Raw genomic sequence first — 17,298 nt, forward strand, 5'->3', positions numbered from 1 at the left:
GGCATCCGAAAACCTTCACAAAAACCGACTTCCGCTTGAGTAGGCATTTTACCAAGTCTGTCGTATAACTCGGACCCGAGAGGCCGACTGCTATGGTGCAAGATCGCCCAGCCCGGATTGAGCGCAAGTTGTCGGCGATATTGGCTGCTGACGTGGCTGGCTATTCGCGGCTCATGCACCACAACGAAGAGGCGACGCATGCGAAGCTGACAGCGCTTCTCGCGGACGCTGTGGAGCCCGCGATAGCGGACCATGGCGGCCGCATCGTGAAGAACACCGGCGATGGGTTCTTGGCAGAATTTCCGAGCGCAGTCGAAGCGGTCCGAGCGGCGGTGCAGTTCCAAGCCCGCATCAAGGAGCTTACAACCGATGAAGTCGAAGAAAGGCGCATTGCCTTCCGCGTTGGCGTTAATATTGGTGACGTAATCGTTGAGCCGCATGACATCTTCGGGGATGGCGTCAACATCGCGGCACGGCTCGAGAGCCTCGCACAGCCGGGCGGCATCTGTATCTCGTCTTCTGCGCACGATTATGTCCGGGGCAAGGTGGGGGTCGAGTTCGCCGATCTGGGCGAACAGACACTCAAAAACATTGACCGCCCCGTGCGGCCTTATGCTGTAGTCTGGGATAATCCCAGCCCGTTGATGCAGGCCGAACGCGCAGCCCCGGGCTCCCTCTCGCCACCTCGCCTTTCCATGGTTGTGCTGCCTTTCGCCAACCTCGGTGGCGATCCGGAGCAGGACTATTTCGTTGACGGCGTGACCGAGAGCCTGACCACCGACTTGTCGCGCATATCCGGTTCATTCGTGATCGGCCGATACACCGCTTTCACGTACAAGGGCAAGACGGTCGGCCTCAAGAAGATCGGGTGTGAGTTGAACGTTCGCTATGTGCTCGAAGGTTCGGTCCAGCGAAGCGGTAACCGCCTTCGGGTGAACGTGCAGCTTGTCGATGCCGAAAGTGGCAATCACCTTTGGGCCGAACGGTTCGATAAGCCCATCGCGGATCTGTTCGATATGCAGGACGAAATCGTCGCCCGACTGGCCAATGCGCTAGATGCTGAGCTCATTGCAGCCGAGGCGCGGCGAGCCGAGCACTCCCTAAACCCCGACGCGATGGACCTGTATTTCCAAGGCATCGCTTTCGCAAACAGGGGGACTACCTCAGAGTACCTAACGCAGGCGCGCGGCTTTTTTGAACGGGCTTTGGCACTAGACTCCGGTTGCATTGAGGCGCTGGTAGGTAGAGCAGGTTTGGATGAGGCAACTGTTACCGCCTTGTTAACTGACGACCCAGCCCCGCACCTCGCGGCGGCTGAGGCGACCTTGAACAAGGTTCTGTCGCTGGCTCCTCAGCATGCGTTGGCGCACCTGCGATTGGGCATCGTCCTCGTTCTAACGAACCGCGCGACTCAAGGTATTGCTGAATGTGAACGGGCGCTGGTGCTCGATCGCAATTTGGCCCATGCTCACGCTTGGATCGGTCTCGCCAAAGTGTACGTCGGCCGTGCAGCGGAAACTGAAGCCTACGTTCAGGAGGCGCTTCGGTTATCTCCACGCGATGTCCGTTCATATGTTTGGCTGATGATCGTTGGCATGTCCAAATTTCTTCTTGATGCTAACGAGGAAGCAGTGGCTTGGCTACGCCGCAGCATTGAGGCCAATCGAAATCATTCGCTCGTGCATTTTTGGCTGGCTGCTGCGTTGGCGCGCCTTGGAGCGGTTGACGAGGCGAACCGCGCGGCGCGGACAGCACTTGCCCTTAATCCCAGTTTCACCATTCGCCGCGCGCGCACCCACCTACCAAGCGGCAATCCGATTTACCTCGCCGGACGGGAGCGCCTCTATGAGGGGCTGAGCTTGGCCGGGGTGCCAGAGGGGTGATACCGGAGTTGGGTCAGAGGACTAAACCGCTCGCGCGGTAGAACACCGCGGCTGGCGACACGGCGAAGCAATAGGCGACAGCTCATCGTGACGAGCGGGGCAATTAGCCCGTAGCTGGCGATGATCCGATGATCGAGGACGTGCTGATCTGGAAGTTCGTGGCGGAGCACCACCATTGCACAAGAGCCAACTCGAACCCTCGATCGCGATTGTGTGCAACGTCGCGCTAGTTGGACCCAGTCCAGGAATCTCGACGTAAGCAGAGTTACAAATGCGGTGATGCTCTTGACGAGCAGCTCGAAACAGTTTCGGCTCTGATAGCCCCAGGGGCTTTCCAGCCGCTAGAGATCAGTTTGCCCCATGGCCTTCAAATATCGAGGAGCTCACGTTTAGATTGTGTGGTGTGGTATTTTTGCTATAGCCAAGCCATTGAAAGTACAGGTGCCGCCAAACATTAAATCCCCATAAGTGATCGTCCTGATCGTCTGAAGGTTGTTTGACGCGACTAGCTCGATCACTCGGCATCGTCCTACGTCCCCCCAGCGCGGTTTCCTCCTTTGGAGGCTTTCGGACGCCGGCCCCGTGTGCGCGGCAACACCGTCATGGGGCCGGCATCCGAAACCCTTCACACAAGCAGACATCGGCACCTGATCGATCGCCTCGCTAGCACGACCCGAGCGCGTCGTTGACGACGTAAAGTGCATCCGCGCGACCGGCGGCGGTGAGGCCCCGCTCGCCCGCGGGTGCGGCAACTCCTGTCAACTACTCAACGGAAATTTACTGGTGCGCCCGCTCGGCATCGGCGGTGGCGGTGGTCATGTATTTCGAATAGAAATAAGCAACTCGCTCGCGCCACATTCCGACGAACGCCTCCGACGTCAGCTTCTCCACCGATTTCCACACCCCTTTGACGGCCGGAAGCGTATTGCCCCAGATTGCGCGCCTGCACCATTTTTCGCCCTTCTCCCTGCCTTCGCTGCTGGCGCACATCGATTTCCAGGCGATGCGATTGGGTTGGCTGAGGTGCTCCGCGGCGCCTTCCCAGCCCTGCTGATGGATCAGGTAGAGGTCGTTCAAGTCCGGCTTCCTGTGCGTCACCCACTCGAACAGAATGCCTTCAGTAATGATCTTGTAGGCTGCCGCAACGGCATTATCGCGGGGATTGAGAATGTCTCCGGAGCCGAATTTGCCGAACTCGTATTTGCTCAGCTGGAACAGCCCGATATACGACCCGGTGCGTTGCTTGGGGTCGAAACCGGACTCGACCTTGGCGACCGCCTTCATGAAAGTGAAATCCAGACCGAAAGCGTCGGACGCGCGCTTGATCTCTTCCACCGGCGTTCCGACCGGGATGTCCTTGAACGAACGCAAGACGATCGCAGCCGGCTTCTCGGCAGGCGGCAGTTCGGACCAGACATAACAAATGAGATACCTGAAATCCTGCCGCCCCAAGTTGGACACACCGCCGGATGCACCGCACGTTGTCGGCACCAGTTGCGCGGCATCACGGTGGCCCGGGTCCGCGGATTCCTGCACAGGTGGTAAATCGGCCGACAGCGTCTGAGACGGATCGGGCAACGCGGCCACGACAATCGATTCCGACTTATCCGAGGCCGCCGTCGCGTCGGTGGCCGTCCCCACCGCGGCTTCGGCGGCCGTCGTCACTTCGGCGCTAGCGACAGCGGTGTTCGCGACAACGATGCTAGCGACAACGGCGTTGCCCATTGCGATTGCCTGCGGTTCATCCGCGAGCCTGGCGTTGTCGGCGAGAGATGCTGCGCGGTCTTGGATTGGCACCGCGCGGGCGTTCTCGGTGCCGGCCGAACCGAAGCCAGCCAGCCAGCCAACGATCCACCCCGCGAGAACGACCGTTCCGCAAAACGTCGGCGCCACTATCGTAAATCGCCGCGGGTTCATGATGCTGTCGCCTCCATAGGCTCCGCCGGAGCCGTGTAGAAAAGCCAAGCATGCGAAGAGGCTCATTCTTGGGATCAATGTGGGTCGCGCAATGGCGCAGACGGCCGCTCGTCAATATTTCCAAAGCATGTTGCCCGATTGCAACGCGTCGATCGCAAGCACTTGCGCCCGTCTCAACGGCAACTCGCACCCTAATTGTGATTACGGTCCAATTTTCGACCCACTGCGACCAGATTTGGAGGAGAGGCTTGTTGCGCTGTCAGGATGACGCATCAGGCGTTGGCTTCGCGCATCGTCTCGAAACGATGGAATCGCGCCTATGGGACCGGGCGATGTTCGTTAAGGAACTACCAGCAATGCAGCGCGCGATAACAACCGCTGTACTCGCCATTTTCATGCTCCCTCCGGGGATCGCGCACGCTCAATTTCTGTTTGGACCCCAACACGCGTTCTGGCGAAGCCAATACGCTCCGTACAAACACAAGCACCACCACCGGCAGACAAACTCTGAAACGGCGAAGAGCGCTCGGCCCGAGCCCCTTCCGAAGGGCCCGCTCCAGATCATCATCTCGATAGCAGACCAACGGGTCTCGCTTTTTGACAACGGGGCCCTGATTGCACGCTCCTCAGTGTCCACGGGAAGAGAGGGGCATCCTACGCCCCTCGGCGTGTTCAGCGTCATCAGCAAACAACGATGGCACCGTTCAAATATTTATAGCGCCGCCCCCATGCCCTACATGCAACGCATCACCTGGTCAGGGATAGCGTTGCACGCCGGTGTCGTGCCTGGGCATCCGGCGTCACACGGCTGCATCCGTTTGGAAAATAATTTTGCCGTTCGACTCTGGCATCTCACGAAGCGCGGCACGCGCGTGATCATTGCGCATGGTGATGTCCAGCCGGTCGAGATAACCAATCCGCATCTTTTTCAACCGAAAGCTGCGTTCGGCTCGTCCGAATTCCAGAGTGCCACCGTCGCAACCAAGAGCATCGGTGCAGCCGCGGCAACGCAGGGAACACTGGTGTCAAACGCCGAGACTCCAGAAGCCGCCAACCTCCAAGTGCCGGGCTCGGCTCCCGCCGCAAGCGCGCCTAAAAAGATTGTCCCGATCTCCATCTTCGTCAGTCGTAAGTTGAGCAAGCTGTTCGTGCGCCAGGGCTTCACGCCGTTGTTTGATGTCCCAGTCAAGATCGAAAATCCGGAGGAACCGCTGGGAACGCACGTGTTTACCGCAATGGAATTCCAGAACGAGGGAACGGCTATTCGCTGGAGCGTCGTGTCGATTCCAGAGGAATTGCCGCGTATGTCCGAGGCTGCCACGAAAGGGCGAGAAGCGCCCGCGAAGCAAACCGTGCCGGGACCGTTACCCGACAAAGCCAACGCTGCGCTCAACCGTATCGAAATGCCCCAGGATACGGTCGAGCAGATCTCTGAACTCCTGACGCCGGCCTCTTCGTTGATTGTTTCCGACAACGGAATTAGCCAGGAGACGGGAAAAGACACGGATTTCATCGTAGTAACGCATTGATGCGGCGACGCAACCCGCCAACAAACGACGCCGCTACGCAACCCGCTGGATTTGTTCGACCGCAATTCTGGTGCAACTTGATGTCCGCACCCAAGCCAAAGCGGCGCGAGGTCCGCTAAGGGTCAATCGCGCCGGTTTATCCTTCCCGCGATTACTTCCCGTCGACCCCGGTGAGCTGACATCTTTAGTAGCCATCGCAAGGTCTCAAATGAGCTATGAGCCGAATTGACGAGCCTTGTGCAGTTCAGTCGTTCGCCCGGGGCGAGAAGCGATGCCGGGACTTCCACCCAGGCGACTCGCCGTCTGAGGTTAATGACCGGCAGAATTTTAGGGCTGCCCGATCGGGAGCTATCGCGGTTCGTGCAGTCGACTAGGCGCCTGCCAAAGTGTCGCGCACATTGACGCGACCCCGTCTGGCTTGCTGACGTAGAGATCGCTCTCCAGGACGAATTGCATGCTCTCATACATCGCATAGAAGCGTGAGCGTGGCTGGGAGAGATACGGTTCCGACTGATGGAAATTCACTGTATCTCCGCTATTTTGTATTGGGCCGCAATTCTGTAGCGGCGATCTCGAAACGAGGTTTTGCATGACCTCTCAGTCTTGGATCAGGCGGCTCTGCGCGCCGCTCGTCGCTTTAATTTTGATCGTCGGGCCGTTGGTTTCGCCGGTACGCGCTATTGAGGATGCTCGAAAGGTTGGCGTGGTGTCCTTTGGCCTTTTCGGCGATCAAGGCGTGTTTAGAGCGGAGGCGACTGGCGCAGCTCAAGTCGTAGCGGGCCGTTTCGAGACTGGCGCGATCGACGTCCAATACAATTCGAAGGAAGGCGGAAGTGCAACGATCGAAGCCCTGACCAGGTCGTTGCAGGTTACAGCCAACCGCCTGGATGCCGAGAAAGATGTTCTCTTTCTGATTCTCACCTCGCATGGCTCTCCCGACGGCCTTGCGATCAAGGCGGGGCGGCTCACGCAAACGCTGACGCCGTCTCGTCTCGCTGGCATACTCGCGAAGACTGGTGTGCGACACAAGGTGGTGGTCATCTCGGCTTGCTATTCCGGGGTCTTCATCCAACGTCTCGCGAACCCCGATGTGCTGGTCATCACCGCGGCCGATGCCAATCACCCGTCGTTCGGCTGTCAGGATAAGGCAAAGTGGACCTATTTCGGTGATGCTTTTTTTAACGTCGCGCTCAGGCGAGCCGTAAGCCTAAAGGATGCGTTTCTCGATGCGCGCCTGCTTGTCCGTAAGCGAGAACTGCGGGAGCAGTTCGAGCCGTCGAACCCACTCATGGTAGGTGGTGAAAACGTGCAGCCATTGCTTGTCGCACGCATCAACGGAAGCCGCCAACCTTCACGCCATTAAACACTTGGTCGACTGATCCCAATTCACGAGTCCAAGCCTACTTAAGTATGGTCACTTCATACCGCGCTCAATGGCCCTAACCAAGTGCTCGGTGCTACCTATAAATCCGGATAAAACGCAGCGGAACCGGCCCTGCGAGCCGGCAGTTGCAGGACAAGGTCGGCGGCGTAGCGCCAGCCGGCCTTTCTCACGATCTAGCGACGCTTTGCCGCTCAAGGTGCGGACTGATGAAGTGAAGAGTATGGGGCAAACGCATGACAACAATTGTTGGACGCTTGTAAGAGAGTGCGCGACGGCGCTCTCGATAGCGAACTTGGCTAAGCCCGCTATGGGTCATTCGCGTCGGTTTGGCCGGAACTTGGCGACTTCGGGTGTACCCCGGTGAACGGACATTCTCAGAGCAGCCGGGCACGTCTCAAACGGGCCAACAACGGAAGAAGCTCTGCAAGAGTTGATCGTCGGACATTGATTGCAACATCAATCCGCATCTACGCGCTAGTCGCGCGCGGGCACCGGCTTCGCCGGAAGCGGCGTGCGAGTCAACTCGGAAGACGCTAACGGCGTGAAATCTGGGTTGTGGTCGTTGCCGACCCGTATGCCGGAATAGGCGACGAACCCGTCAGCGGTAGCGACCGCGTCGCCCGAGCGTAACGAGCCGTCCATCGCGAGATCGACTGACGCAAGACCGGCGGGATTGTGGCCGTTGCAGGTGCAATCGGCTCGCAGCGCCTTCCGATAAGCAAAGGCGTTTTCGCTATCGGCATATCGTTCGCCGGTTGCGGCATAGGCTCTGTCGATGCTGGAGCCGAAGAAAACTTTGGTCGGGCTTGCCGGACAGAAGGCTTGGCACATCTGCGCCGGCGAGGCCGCGCCGCGCATCAGCGGAAAATATTTGCCGTCGCAACTGCGCACGCAGAAGGCAGGTCCCGCGCTTACGACGACGGGCCGCGGCGGTGGTGATTGCGGATTGTCGTTGAAAGACGAGGTCTGCTGCTGTTGCTTCTGCCCGGCACCGAAAAAGAAATCAAGCAGGCCTTCGGCCGCACTCATTTCGGGCGTCAGCACCACGGGGCCAACGATGGCGACAGCAACAAGCGTGCGGCGCAGCTTGCGCTGAAAGGACAATTCGGTACGCATCGCTTGCTCCACCGGACGCAACGAACTCTCTTCAGCACTAAGGGCGCTTGCGGCAATCTTGGATACGAAACGCGCTCTAACCTGGGCGGAGAAGGGAAAAGAAATAGGCGAGTGAGCACGGCAAGCGCCACATTTCGGCCGTTATGGGACGCCGTCGGAGCCGTGATCCCCCAGAGTTCGCGCCGCGTTGAAACCGACCGAAGTCCGGTTCGGGCCGATTTTGTTGAAAAAGTCTTCGGTTGCGTGAGCTGACATTCGCTGATTCAGTCGTTGCAAGAGGGCTGAATCATGATGGGACATCAGCGAGTTGAGCAGGCCGCATTGTTCTATGAGTTTTCGCTCGAGCGGCACGTTCCGGCCGATCATCTATTGAGATCGATCGACAGGTTCGTAGACCTCGACGGGTTGAGGCGAGAGCTGGCTCCCTTCTACAGCGCAATTGGGCGTCCCTCGATTGCCCCCGAACTGATGATCCGGATGCTGTTGGTCGGTTATTGCTTCGGCATCCGTTCGGAGCGGCGCTTGTGCGAAGAGGTTCACCTCAACCTAGCATACCGCTGGTTCTGCCGCCTTGGGCTCGATGGTGACGTGCCCAATCACTCGACCTTCTCAAAGAACCGACATGGCCGCTTCCGCGACAGTGATCTGCTGCGCCAGCTGTTCGAGGCCATCTTGCGCCGCTGCATCGACGAGGGGCTGGTTGGCGGCGAAAGCTTTGCGGTCGATGCAAGCTTGATCAAGGCCGATGCGAACCGGCAAAACGGCGTCGAGGGCGAGAAGGGGTTGCCCCCACAAGCTGCAAGCCGTGCCATCGACGAGTATCTAGACGTCTTGGACGATGCGGCTTTTGGGGCGGCGACCGAGGTCGTCCCCAAGTTCATATCACCGGCCGATCCAGCCGCACGCTGGACCGGCGCTCATGGTGGACAAGCTTTCTTTGCCTACTCTACCAACTATCTGATCGATGTGGAGAACGCGATCATTGTCGACGTGGAGCCGACCACGGCGATCCGGCAGGCGGACGTTCTCGCCGCCAAGCGCATGATCGAGCGAACCGCGAAGAACTTCGCTCTCCACCCGTCCAGACTCCTCGGTGACAGCGCCTATGGTTCGGCCGCCATGCTGGGCTGGCTGGTCGATGAACACGGCATCGAGCCGCATGTGACCGTGTTCGACAAATCGGCACGTAAGGACGGTAGCTTCGCACGAGAGGACTTCAACTATGATCCAGCCGTCGACGTTTATGTCTGTCCTGGCGGTAAGACGCTGACCACAACAGGGACGCGCGTGAATGACGGCGAGACGTTGCTTTATCGAGCGAGCAAGGCTGACTGTGACGCTTGCGCTTTGAAACCAAGCTGCTGCCCGAATACGCCGGCTCGAAAGGTGCCTCGATCGATTCACGAGAAGGCCCGCGACAGAGCGCGGACGATTGCCAACTCCTGGGAAGGTCGAACGTATCGACGACTGCGCAAGAAGGTCGAAATGTTGTTCGCTCACCTCAAACGCATTCTCAGGCTAGACCGACTGCGACTACGTGGACCTAACGGCGCCCGTGACGAGTTCCTTCTCGCTGCAGCCGCCCAGAACCTCCGCAAGCCAGCCAAGCTGATCCCAACGCCGCAGCCAAAGCCGACCTAAGAGGCGGTCGGTTCGGCGCTGACCCGATTGACGGCGCACATCGGCCCGATCACGAACACCATGAACTTGCCGAGCGGCTGACCGCACAGCCAGCATCGCTTGTACCGCACGCAGATCACCATCTTCTCTCCGTCGAATCCGCGAAACTCGGGCTCACCGTTGACGTAGGGCACGAAGAACGGGACCGGATATCCTTGCGAGTTGAGCGGCAGGCGCTTCATGCGATCCGGCAGCTCCAGATGCCGGATGCGCTGGTTCAGATCACGCACTACAAATCCTCCCTATCCATCAGCTCGCGATAGCTCGCGAGGTTCGCGCGGACTTCAAGCGATGCATACCGCACCGCGGATCGCAGGCCGCGCCAAAGCTCGGCAGCAAATGCCCATGCCAGCACGAACGGCAGAGCCGCCGTCAAAACCGAGCGCACGAACATCTGCTTGCCGGTCATCATTCGCCGTTCTCGTCGTCGAGCGCTCGCAACAGATCAACGATCTGCTGAAAGCCGAGCTTGCCGATGCCGTCGAGCTTACGGAGCCGGGTCGGGCCCGCCGCCTTGAGCTGCTCGATGGTCGTGATCCCGGCATTGTCCAGCACATGGAGCACGCGCGTCGGCAACTCCAGTGCGTTGCGCTGATCCGGTGCCTTCCACCATGCGCTATCGGCGGCGGCTCGCTCGGCAAGTGATGCCAAGGTTGTGGCTTCAGTGGTCTGCTGGCTCATAATCTCCTCCACTTCGGTGATGAACGTCATGCTTCGCTCGCTGGTAACAGCCCGAGCTGATCGGCGCGCTCGGAGACCGTGCGGCCGTCGGCTGTGAGCAGAAAAGGCAGGAAGACCGCATCGAATGACAGGATGCCGGTCTCAATCGCCATGATCTGGCCCTTGACCCAATCGCGTAGAATCGAATTGATCGCGACCTGCCCCTGCGCGAGGGCCTTCGCTGTGCTGCTGCTCGCCGCCCTTGTGGCGGTAGTTGTAAGGATGTTCTTTCAGATACAGCGCGGCCCAGCCTTTGGCGCTGGCGCGCAGCTGCATCTGGCGGCCCCGGTGCTTGAAGGCGAGCAGCACCTCGTGCTGCTGATAATCGTCCATGAAGCCGATCTGCTCGCAACCGAATCGCCGCAGCAGCCGCGTGATCTCATCGCGGGCCGCAACGCCAGAGATTGCTTTCGCATAGGGGGTGCTCATTGCGTCAGCTGCCTTGAATGTATGGCCATCCGTTGCGTCCGAAGCTGATGATGCCGAAGTCGGCCAAGGGCGGCGGCAGAAACCGCAGTGCGAAAAAGGCCGAGCGCTACAGCGTGCCGATTACGGTGCAATTGGCTGTACGGCTGAAGCTGGCGGCAAGAGGTCGTGCCGTCGATGCTCCGCTGCTGTTGCAAAGCGACGGAAGCGTTTGGGATAATAATCCGGGCCAGAACTATCATCGCCAAGTGGATAAGGTCGTCACCGCCATCAGGCTCGATCCCGCCGAGGTGACGATGTACTGCCTGCGACACTCCAGCATCGTCCGCATGCTGCTGCGAAATGTGCCGATCAGGCTGGTGGCGTCGCTGCACAACACCAGCGTCGCCATGATCGAAAAGCATTATTCGAGGTTCATCACCGAGCATTCCGTCGATGACATCGCGCGCGTCGGGCTGTTGTCAGAGATTGCGGCAGCCGATGACAACGTCATCGCGATGGTGCGGTGAGGGATGATAATCCTGAGCTAAGCAGCCGCGGTAGCCAAAATGATCTCTGTAGGGAACCGGGCCAGCACGTTAAGCTGTCCATCGGCGCGGATAGGGTAGCTCCCGACAAATCGGCTCGCACCGCCGGTTTCCGCGCTCCTCACAGGTGCTCGCGAGGTGCGCGCGAATGGCCGACGACCTAGATGACACTGATCCAGATGTGCTGCGTGACCGTCTGCTCGAGCAGGTTGAGCGCGGCGACATCACGAAGGAACAGGCGGAGGAGGCGGCCGCTGCCCATGGTCTCGACCCCTTCGAACGAAGGCCTGATCTGCCTCGCTTCGATCCAAAACTAAAGTCTCACTGGTCAATCCCGATGTCGGTGGCGTGGATCGCGTGGCGTGATTTTGGATTGGTCAGAGAGCAAGATCCTGAGTTTTGTTCGGCTTGTGTTCATTGGGTCTATCGCAAGTGGACAGACCGCTCAGACGAAACCGGCCGGCCCGTCAAACGCGCGGGATATTTTCTCGAGACGAGACTCGCGCCGACTGTCGGCCGCTTGGCGCGACTAGAACAACTTTTACGGATTCGCGGCAATCTTCCGTCGACTGCGGTCATGACGATCCGAGAAGCGGTGACAGAACTGTGGCAGGCGTCGTCGAAGGATCTTCTGACCGCCTTGGGTCGCGACGCCAACGGTGCGGTCGTGGAGATTCCATCGCGCGAATGGGTTTACCTTCTATTGCGCGAAGAAGGGGGACGAGACGTGCTGAGGTATGTCGATCTCAGCCGACCTGAGCCCTTCACCTCAGTAACTCATCCGCAGAGCGATCTATTGCGTCTGTGGCGCGCAAGCGGTGAGCCGGTCACGACGACGGTGCCTCGAACGCAAGTCGCCCGAGTAAAGGAGGCCCTGCGCGAGCTGTTTCCGGTTGGCACACCGCTCCGTCTCCCCAATAAAAAAATCCAAGAGCTTTTAGAGCCGATTTTTGAAAAGAATTCCTGGAAACGACCTTCGATCGACTCCGTAGCCCGCGCACGGGGCCGGCAGAAACAAGCAAAAACGCAAAAACGCAAATAGCCAATTGCGTTTTTGCGTGTTGGCCTTGCGGGTCCATGCTGCGTCATATTCCTCCATCTGTCTTTTCGAGCAGGTAGGACGAAGTATGGCCCGCCCCGAAGTGACCGGTCGCAAGACGACGCATGCGAGTCCGGTCGATCAACCCGACGCTTACAGCGTCGATGAATTCTGCGCGCGTCACCGCATCAGCCCTCAGCTCTTTTACAAATTGAGGCCGCAGGGTCTGATGCCGCTGACGTTCAACGTCGGTACTCGCGTGCTGATCTCGCGCGAGGCTGCTGCGGCTTGGCGGCGCGAGCGCGAGACCGCCGCCGAGTAATCGGCGCCGGCGCACTAAAAATTTCGATCTGAGTTTCGCCGAGGCAGATCGCCGCTCGGCTGAGGCGAACTATTGCGTGAAAGGAGCGGAGCCGACCAGGTGCAGGTGTGTCGCAAACCAGATGCACCTGATCATTCAAGAAAGGACAGTCCTATGCCCAGCTTTACTATCGGACCTGGCGATCACCTGTCAAAGGTCGGCGCTTACTGGAGATTTTTAAGCGCGCCAGGGAAGTCGGGGATCGCCTCGTTGCCGTCTGCGATGCGATCGAAGGTGAGCTCCAGGCACTCACCGGCGTTGCTGACGTTGCGGACTACTTCGACACTTTTGCGGACGAGTTTCTTGAACTCGCGGCGCATGATTTCGATGGAGTTGCTCTCCTCATCAAGAAGCTCACGTCGTAGTTAGCCGGAAGGGCGCCATCGGGAAAATGGCGCCCTTGCGTTTTGGAGGACACGCCGATGCGTAACAAGCCGTTTACCGCGTTCCACCTGGATGCCGTCGTGACCTTGGCTGCCGGGGTGCATTGCCCGCACTGCGGGACTGAACTGCGCGCGCAGGATGTTGAGCTGCTCGATCGAGGCGAGGCACGCTTCGTCTGCTCCGGGTGCCATCTCGTCATCTCGAAGATCGAGAGCCGCTAAAATGGCCGGCCTCATCAAAACCCTGAGCGGCTCGCTGGCAGCCGCGCTAGGCCTTGCTGCACTTCCAGTCCGCGAGCGCGAAAGCCAGCGCACTCCCGCGTTGGGAGCCGTCCGGCTCACCGCCAACGGCGACTGTCTTTCCGTCGCCGCGACCAGCATCGACGGCTCCATCAGGACCGGGGTCGAGGCCTCGGCCGAGGGTGAGATGGCGGTGCCGTTGGAGCGGCTGTCAAGCCTGGTGCGTCATTTGCCTGCCGACGCCGAAATCACGATCGCGGCCGACGACAAGGGCGCAACCATCAGCTTGGGCAGGTCGAGATTCAGACTGCCGGTTATTCCGCTCGTAGATCTGCCGCAGATGTTCGGACTTGGCGAGATCACCGGCGCAATCGAGCTAGAGGCCAAGATCGCGCGTGACCTGTTTGCGCGCCCAGCATTCGCGATCACGCAGGAAGAGGCGCGGTACGTTTTCCGCGGTATCTGCCTGTACAACGCCGCCACGAATCTTGTCGCAGGTGCCAGTGATGGCGTGCGCGCCTGCTTCGTTTGCACCCCGGCGGCAACATCGCTCTCCGTCGATCGCTCGCTGATCGTTCACTGCGACGTGGCGAAAATCATTGTTCGCCTGCTTACCAATGCAACCGGCAAAGTCGTTCTGCGGCGATCCGATCGGTTGTTTGGACTGGATGGTGCGAACTTCGCGCTTGCCACCAAATTGATAGACGCGACGTTTCCCGATTGCGAGCGCGCGACCGCGGGCGAGAGGCCGAACTCCGTACTCGTCGATCGCACCACCCTTTCGGAATCGCTCGCCCGCTTCAAGGCCGTCGCCGATCCGCTCGTCAAAACGCAAAGGGTGATATTGCGCTGGGGCGCTGATGGGCTGCGACTGAACTCGCACGATAACGTTGAGGATCTCACCGCCGAGGCCGTTGGCGATGCCGTTACCGCGATCCAGCTTCCGCACCTCCTCGATCTCGTCGGATCGGTGCGGGGCGACAGCATAAGACTAGCCACTAAGGACGCGGACAGTATCATCGCGGTCACCGATCCCGACGACGCTAGTTTCGCGGCCTTTCAGTCGTCGCTCAGGGTTGGGTGATGCCATGGGCGAATTGCTTCTCGCCGCCCTAGACTACGCCGCGCAGGGGCTGCCGGTGTTCCCAATTGTGCCGCGCGGCAAAACACCGGCCGTTGCACGCGGCTTTCATGCCGCGACCACCAATCCGGCAACCATCCGCCGCTTTTGGACCGACCCCGATCGGAACATCGGAATTCCCACTGGAGCGCCTTCCGGTCTCTGGGTGCTCGACATCGACGGCGACAAGGGCGAGGCGAGTCTGCACTCGCTCGAGGCCAAGCACGGACCCATGCCAAAAACGCGGGTCGTGTTTACTAAACGCGGCCGCCATGTGTGGTTTGCATATCCCGGGGCGATCCCGTCCTCGGCAGGCCGGATCGGTGACGCCCTCGATATTCGCGCCGATGGCGGCTACGTAGTCGCACCGCCGTCCATCCACCAATCTGGCCACATCTACGCCTTCGAAGATTCGCGGACGCCATTGGCCGCGGCGCCGGTCTGGCTGATCGTCGCGGCTCGCATCAAACCGATGCAATCGATGAGCGAGGCCCCGATCGCGGTGACCCGTCCGTTCGGCTCCGCCAACAGTCGCGCCTACGGCCAGGCCGCGCTGCGCGATGAGATCGCGATCCTCGCCGCAACCCCGCGCGGCTCGCGAAATGACGCGCTCAACAGGGCGGCCTTCAACCTGTTCAGACTGGTCGCCGGCGGCGAGCTCACCGAGGGCGAGGTCGTCGAGTCGCTCCGGCAGGCTTGTCTGGCGAATGGCCTCGCCCAGGACGACGGCTGGAACGGCGTGCGGGCCACAATCCAATCCGCCCGCACGGCCGGAAGCCAGCATCCGAGATCGCGAGGCGCGTCATGACCGAGGTACTGCGTCCGTACCAGACCCAGGTGATCGCCGATTTCTGGCGCGCCGTCGACGCGGGACAGCGCAGGATCCTCCTCGTGGCGCCAACCGCCGCGGGGAAAACCGTGATCGCGCGCACGATCATCGAGCAAGCCCGCCGTGATCGCTGCGGCTCGCTGTTTCTGGCCCACCGCCGCGAGATCCTCACGCAGACCAGCAAAAGGCTTCGCAGCATCCCGCATGGTGTCATCTGGCCCGGAGGCCAACCGCGCCCGCTCGAGATGGTGCAGGTGGCGAGCGTCCAGACGTTGCATCGGCGTGCCATCAAGGCGGGCATCATGGAATTGCCAGAGGCGGGGCTCGTCATCGTCGATGAATGCCATCGCGTCGTGGCGAACAGCTACAGATCCATCATCGAGCGTTATCCGAAAGCTATTCTGCTCGGGCTCACTGCCACGCCGTGTCGCGGCGACGGCCGCGGCCTCGGCAACGTCTTTCAAATCATGATCCAGTGCCCCCAGGTGGGCGATCTCATTGAACTCGGCTTTCTGGTCCCGACCCGCGTCTACGCGCCGGTCGATCCTGACCTGCGTGGCGTTCGCGTCCGGCACGGTGATTACGTGGAGGCGGATCTTGCCGACCGCATGGATCGGCCGCAACTGGTCGGTGACATCGTCACCAACTGGATCAAGTTCGGCGAGCGGCGCAAAACGGTCTGCTTTGCCACCAACGTCCGTCATTCGATCCACATCCGCGATGAGTTCGTTGCCTCTGGCATCCGCGCCGAGCACATTGATGGCACGACGCCGATGGATGAACGCGATGCAACCCTTGCGGGGCTGAACTCCGGCGAACTCGATGTTGTCACCAACTGTATGGTACTGACCGAGGGCTGGGACATGCCGGTGCTCGGCTGCATCATCCTGGCGAGGCCCACGAAGCTAATCGGCCTCTTCCGCCAGATGATCGGCCGAGGGCTGCGGCCGGCACCGGACAAGTCTAATTGCATCGTCATCGATCACTCTGGAGCTACTTTCCGACTTGGCTTCGCCGAAGACTTCATCGAATGGACGCTCGATCTCGACCATAAGGCTGAGAACCCGACCCACGCCGCCCGCAAGGGCGATCAGCCGGGCGGACCGAAGATCGCCGAGTGCCCGGAATGCGGAACCGCTCGCGTCGGGGGTATGGCCTGTCTTACCTGCGGTTATTTGCCGGCGCCAGCGCCGCGCGCCGTCGGAGTGATCGACGGTGATCTTGGCCTAGTCGATTCCAGCCGCAGGGCGCAGTCCAGTCCTGACGATCTCCGCACCCGCGACGAATGGCATGGCATGCTTGCCGGAATCGCGGCAGAGCGTGGCTACAAGCCAGGATGGGTTGCACACCAGTACCGCAAGAAGTTCGGCGACTGGCCGCCCCACGGCGCACGGCCCATGCCGGTCGAGCCATCGCTCGAGGTCCGGCGCTGGGTGAGATCGCGAATGATCGCCTTTGCGCGGAGGAGGAAATCCGCTTGAAAGCGAAGCGCAGCGCAACCGAGCGTTACATCCGGCTCACCCACCGCATGATGCAGACCAACGCTTGGCGGAGCCTCGACGGAAACGCGCGCGCGATCTACCTTGAGCTCGCCATGCTTTACCGGGGCAACAATAACGGCAGCATCGGTTTCTCGACACGAGAGGCGGCGCGGTCAATCCAGGTTTCGAGGGCGACTGCCGCTCGAGCTATGATCGCCTTGCAAGACCGCGGCTTTATCGTCGCCACGACCAAGGGGCGCTTCGACCTCAATCGCCGCGCCACTGATTGGCGGCTCACCGAATTCAGATGCGATCTCACCGGCCAGCCCGCCTCTCGTGAGTTCGAGACCTGGGCTACCGCAGACATCCCCCCGCTCCGTACCTGCGGAGAGAGTGCAGAGAGGGGTACAGATGGATAGCTTAAGAGTGTCTCACCCACGAGACCGGACCTGGTCTCACCCACGAGACCGGACCTGGTCTCACCCACGAGACCGTAGGAGGGCCTATGGTCTCATCCGTGAGACTTCATGGTTTCACCCATGAGCCCATTAGTCTCTCCCATGAGACCGGCACCTGATGTCCGATACTCCGACGAAAGCGTTATCGCTCCTGTGCAGGGCGAATACAGCGACCATTGCTACGGTCTTGTGTTAGCGGCTTGGG

At 60.3% G+C, this 17,298-nt stretch carries 20 protein-coding genes; 12 read left to right on the top strand and 8 right to left on the bottom strand.

Translation table 11 applies throughout. From position 1 onward, the window contains the following. The first annotated feature begins 92 nt into the window (after positions 1-92). Complete coding sequence (locus FXB38_RS39165) at positions 93-1,883, top strand: adenylate/guanylate cyclase domain-containing protein (RefSeq protein WP_148756251.1); 1,791 nt, start codon at positions 93-95, stop codon at positions 1,881-1,883. 777 nt (positions 1,884-2,660) lie between these two features. Here the strand turns inward: FXB38_RS39165 and FXB38_RS39170 are convergent. Then, positions 2,661-3,800: a lysozyme family protein gene (locus FXB38_RS39170; RefSeq protein ID WP_246230493.1), complete on the bottom strand. Its 1,140-nt coding sequence runs from the start codon at positions 3,798-3,800 to the stop codon at positions 2,661-2,663. 251 nt (positions 3,801-4,051) lie between these two features. Here FXB38_RS39170 and FXB38_RS39175 point away from each other — a divergent pair, with 251 nt between their 5' ends. Further along, positions 4,052-5,329, top strand: a complete 1,278-nt coding sequence (locus tag FXB38_RS39175; RefSeq protein ID WP_246230494.1) for a L,D-transpeptidase — start codon at positions 4,052-4,054, stop codon at positions 5,327-5,329. 589 nt (positions 5,330-5,918) lie between these two features. Further along, complete coding sequence (locus FXB38_RS39180) at positions 5,919-6,692, top strand: C13 family peptidase (RefSeq protein WP_148756253.1); 774 nt, start codon at positions 5,919-5,921, stop codon at positions 6,690-6,692. 495 nt (positions 6,693-7,187) lie between these two features. Here the strand turns inward: FXB38_RS39180 and FXB38_RS39185 are convergent, their stop codons facing one another. Then, positions 7,188-7,829 carry a DUF2865 domain-containing protein gene (locus FXB38_RS39185; protein ID WP_187435460.1) on the bottom strand — a complete coding sequence of 214 codons (642 nt, stop codon included), beginning with the start codon at positions 7,827-7,829 and terminating at the stop codon, positions 7,188-7,190. 288 nt (positions 7,830-8,117) lie between these two features. Here FXB38_RS39185 and FXB38_RS39190 point away from each other — a divergent pair, with 288 nt between their 5' ends. Further along, positions 8,118-9,470, top strand: coding sequence for a transposase (locus FXB38_RS39190; protein WP_148756254.1), 1,353 nt, complete (start codon positions 8,118-8,120; stop codon positions 9,468-9,470). Here the strand turns inward: FXB38_RS39190 and FXB38_RS39195 are convergent. From FXB38_RS39195 to FXB38_RS39210, 5 genes are read right to left on the bottom strand one after another with little or no spacing between them, the layout of a single operon-like run. Next, the gene (locus FXB38_RS39195) at positions 9,467-9,739 is read right to left on the bottom strand and encodes a hypothetical protein (RefSeq protein ID WP_148756255.1); all 273 of its coding nucleotides are present in this window, start codon (positions 9,737-9,739) and stop codon (positions 9,467-9,469) included. The two genes, FXB38_RS39190 and FXB38_RS39195, sit on opposite strands and share 4 nt — an antisense overlap. Continuing rightward, a complete protein-coding gene (locus FXB38_RS39200) occupies positions 9,739-9,921 on the bottom strand; it encodes a hypothetical protein (protein WP_148756256.1) in 183 nt (60 codons plus the stop codon). The genes FXB38_RS39195 and FXB38_RS39200 overlap by 1 nt, the downstream gene beginning before the upstream one ends. Then, positions 9,918-10,220: a DNA-directed RNA polymerase subunit alpha C-terminal domain-containing protein gene (locus tag FXB38_RS39205; protein WP_148756257.1), complete on the bottom strand. Its 303-nt coding sequence runs from the start codon at positions 10,218-10,220 to the stop codon at positions 9,918-9,920. Before FXB38_RS39205 ends, FXB38_RS39200 begins: the two co-directional genes overlap by 4 nt. Then, positions 10,217-10,342: a hypothetical protein gene (locus FXB38_RS44750; protein WP_283812815.1), complete on the bottom strand. Its 126-nt coding sequence runs from the start codon at positions 10,340-10,342 to the stop codon at positions 10,217-10,219. Before FXB38_RS44750 ends, FXB38_RS39205 begins: the two co-directional genes overlap by 4 nt. After that, positions 10,332-10,562, bottom strand: a complete 231-nt coding sequence (locus tag FXB38_RS39210) for a hypothetical protein (RefSeq protein WP_148756258.1) — start codon at positions 10,560-10,562, stop codon at positions 10,332-10,334. Before FXB38_RS39210 ends, FXB38_RS44750 begins: the two co-directional genes overlap by 11 nt. Positions 10,563-10,690: 128 nt before the next feature. Between FXB38_RS39210 and FXB38_RS39215 the strand changes: the two genes are divergently transcribed. The 3 genes from FXB38_RS39215 to FXB38_RS39225 all read left to right on the top strand — a co-directional run bounded on the left by FXB38_RS39215 (position 10,691) and on the right by FXB38_RS39225 (position 12,543). Next, a complete protein-coding gene (locus FXB38_RS39215) occupies positions 10,691-11,164 on the top strand; it encodes a hypothetical protein (RefSeq protein ID WP_246230496.1) in 474 nt (157 codons plus the stop codon). A gap of 166 nt (positions 11,165-11,330) precedes the next feature. Further along, the gene (locus tag FXB38_RS39220; RefSeq protein ID WP_148756259.1) at positions 11,331-12,224 is read left to right on the top strand and encodes a hypothetical protein; all 894 of its coding nucleotides are present in this window, start codon (positions 11,331-11,333) and stop codon (positions 12,222-12,224) included. 85 nt (positions 12,225-12,309) lie between these two features. Continuing rightward, positions 12,310-12,543: a hypothetical protein gene (locus FXB38_RS39225; RefSeq protein ID WP_148756260.1), complete on the top strand. Its 234-nt coding sequence runs from the start codon at positions 12,310-12,312 to the stop codon at positions 12,541-12,543. A 203-nt stretch (positions 12,544-12,746) separates the two neighbouring features. Here the strand turns inward: FXB38_RS39225 and FXB38_RS43300 are convergent, their stop codons facing one another. Beyond that, on the bottom strand, positions 12,747-12,902 hold the full coding sequence (locus tag FXB38_RS43300) for a hypothetical protein (protein ID WP_187435461.1): 156 nt from the start codon (positions 12,900-12,902) through the stop codon (positions 12,747-12,749). A gap of 102 nt (positions 12,903-13,004) precedes the next feature. Here FXB38_RS43300 and FXB38_RS43305 point away from each other — a divergent pair, with 102 nt between their 5' ends. Genes FXB38_RS43305 through FXB38_RS39245 form a run of 5 tightly spaced genes read left to right on the top strand, consistent with a single transcriptional unit; the run spans position 13,005 to position 17,054 of the window. Then, on the top strand, positions 13,005-13,187 hold the full coding sequence (locus FXB38_RS43305) for a hypothetical protein (RefSeq protein ID WP_187435462.1): 183 nt from the start codon (positions 13,005-13,007) through the stop codon (positions 13,185-13,187). A gap of 1 nt (position 13,188) precedes the next feature. Then, positions 13,189-14,289: a DNA polymerase III subunit beta gene (locus tag FXB38_RS39230; protein WP_187435463.1), complete on the top strand. Its 1,101-nt coding sequence runs from the start codon at positions 13,189-13,191 to the stop codon at positions 14,287-14,289. Positions 14,290-14,293: 4 nt separating this feature from the next. Beyond that, complete coding sequence (locus FXB38_RS39235; RefSeq protein WP_148756262.1) at positions 14,294-15,133, top strand: bifunctional DNA primase/polymerase; 840 nt, start codon at positions 14,294-14,296, stop codon at positions 15,131-15,133. Beyond that, the gene (locus FXB38_RS39240) at positions 15,130-16,635 is read left to right on the top strand and encodes a DEAD/DEAH box helicase (protein ID WP_148756263.1); all 1,506 of its coding nucleotides are present in this window, start codon (positions 15,130-15,132) and stop codon (positions 16,633-16,635) included. The genes FXB38_RS39235 and FXB38_RS39240 overlap by 4 nt, the downstream gene beginning before the upstream one ends. Beyond that, positions 16,632-17,054: a hypothetical protein gene (locus FXB38_RS39245; RefSeq protein ID WP_148756264.1), complete on the top strand. Its 423-nt coding sequence runs from the start codon at positions 16,632-16,634 to the stop codon at positions 17,052-17,054. Before FXB38_RS39240 ends, FXB38_RS39245 begins: the two co-directional genes overlap by 4 nt. Positions 17,055-17,298: the final 244 nt, after the last annotated feature.

The sequence above is a fragment of the Bradyrhizobium cytisi genome (genome assembly GCF_008123515.1).
Taxonomy (GTDB): domain Bacteria; phylum Pseudomonadota; class Alphaproteobacteria; order Rhizobiales; family Xanthobacteraceae; genus Bradyrhizobium; species Bradyrhizobium cytisi.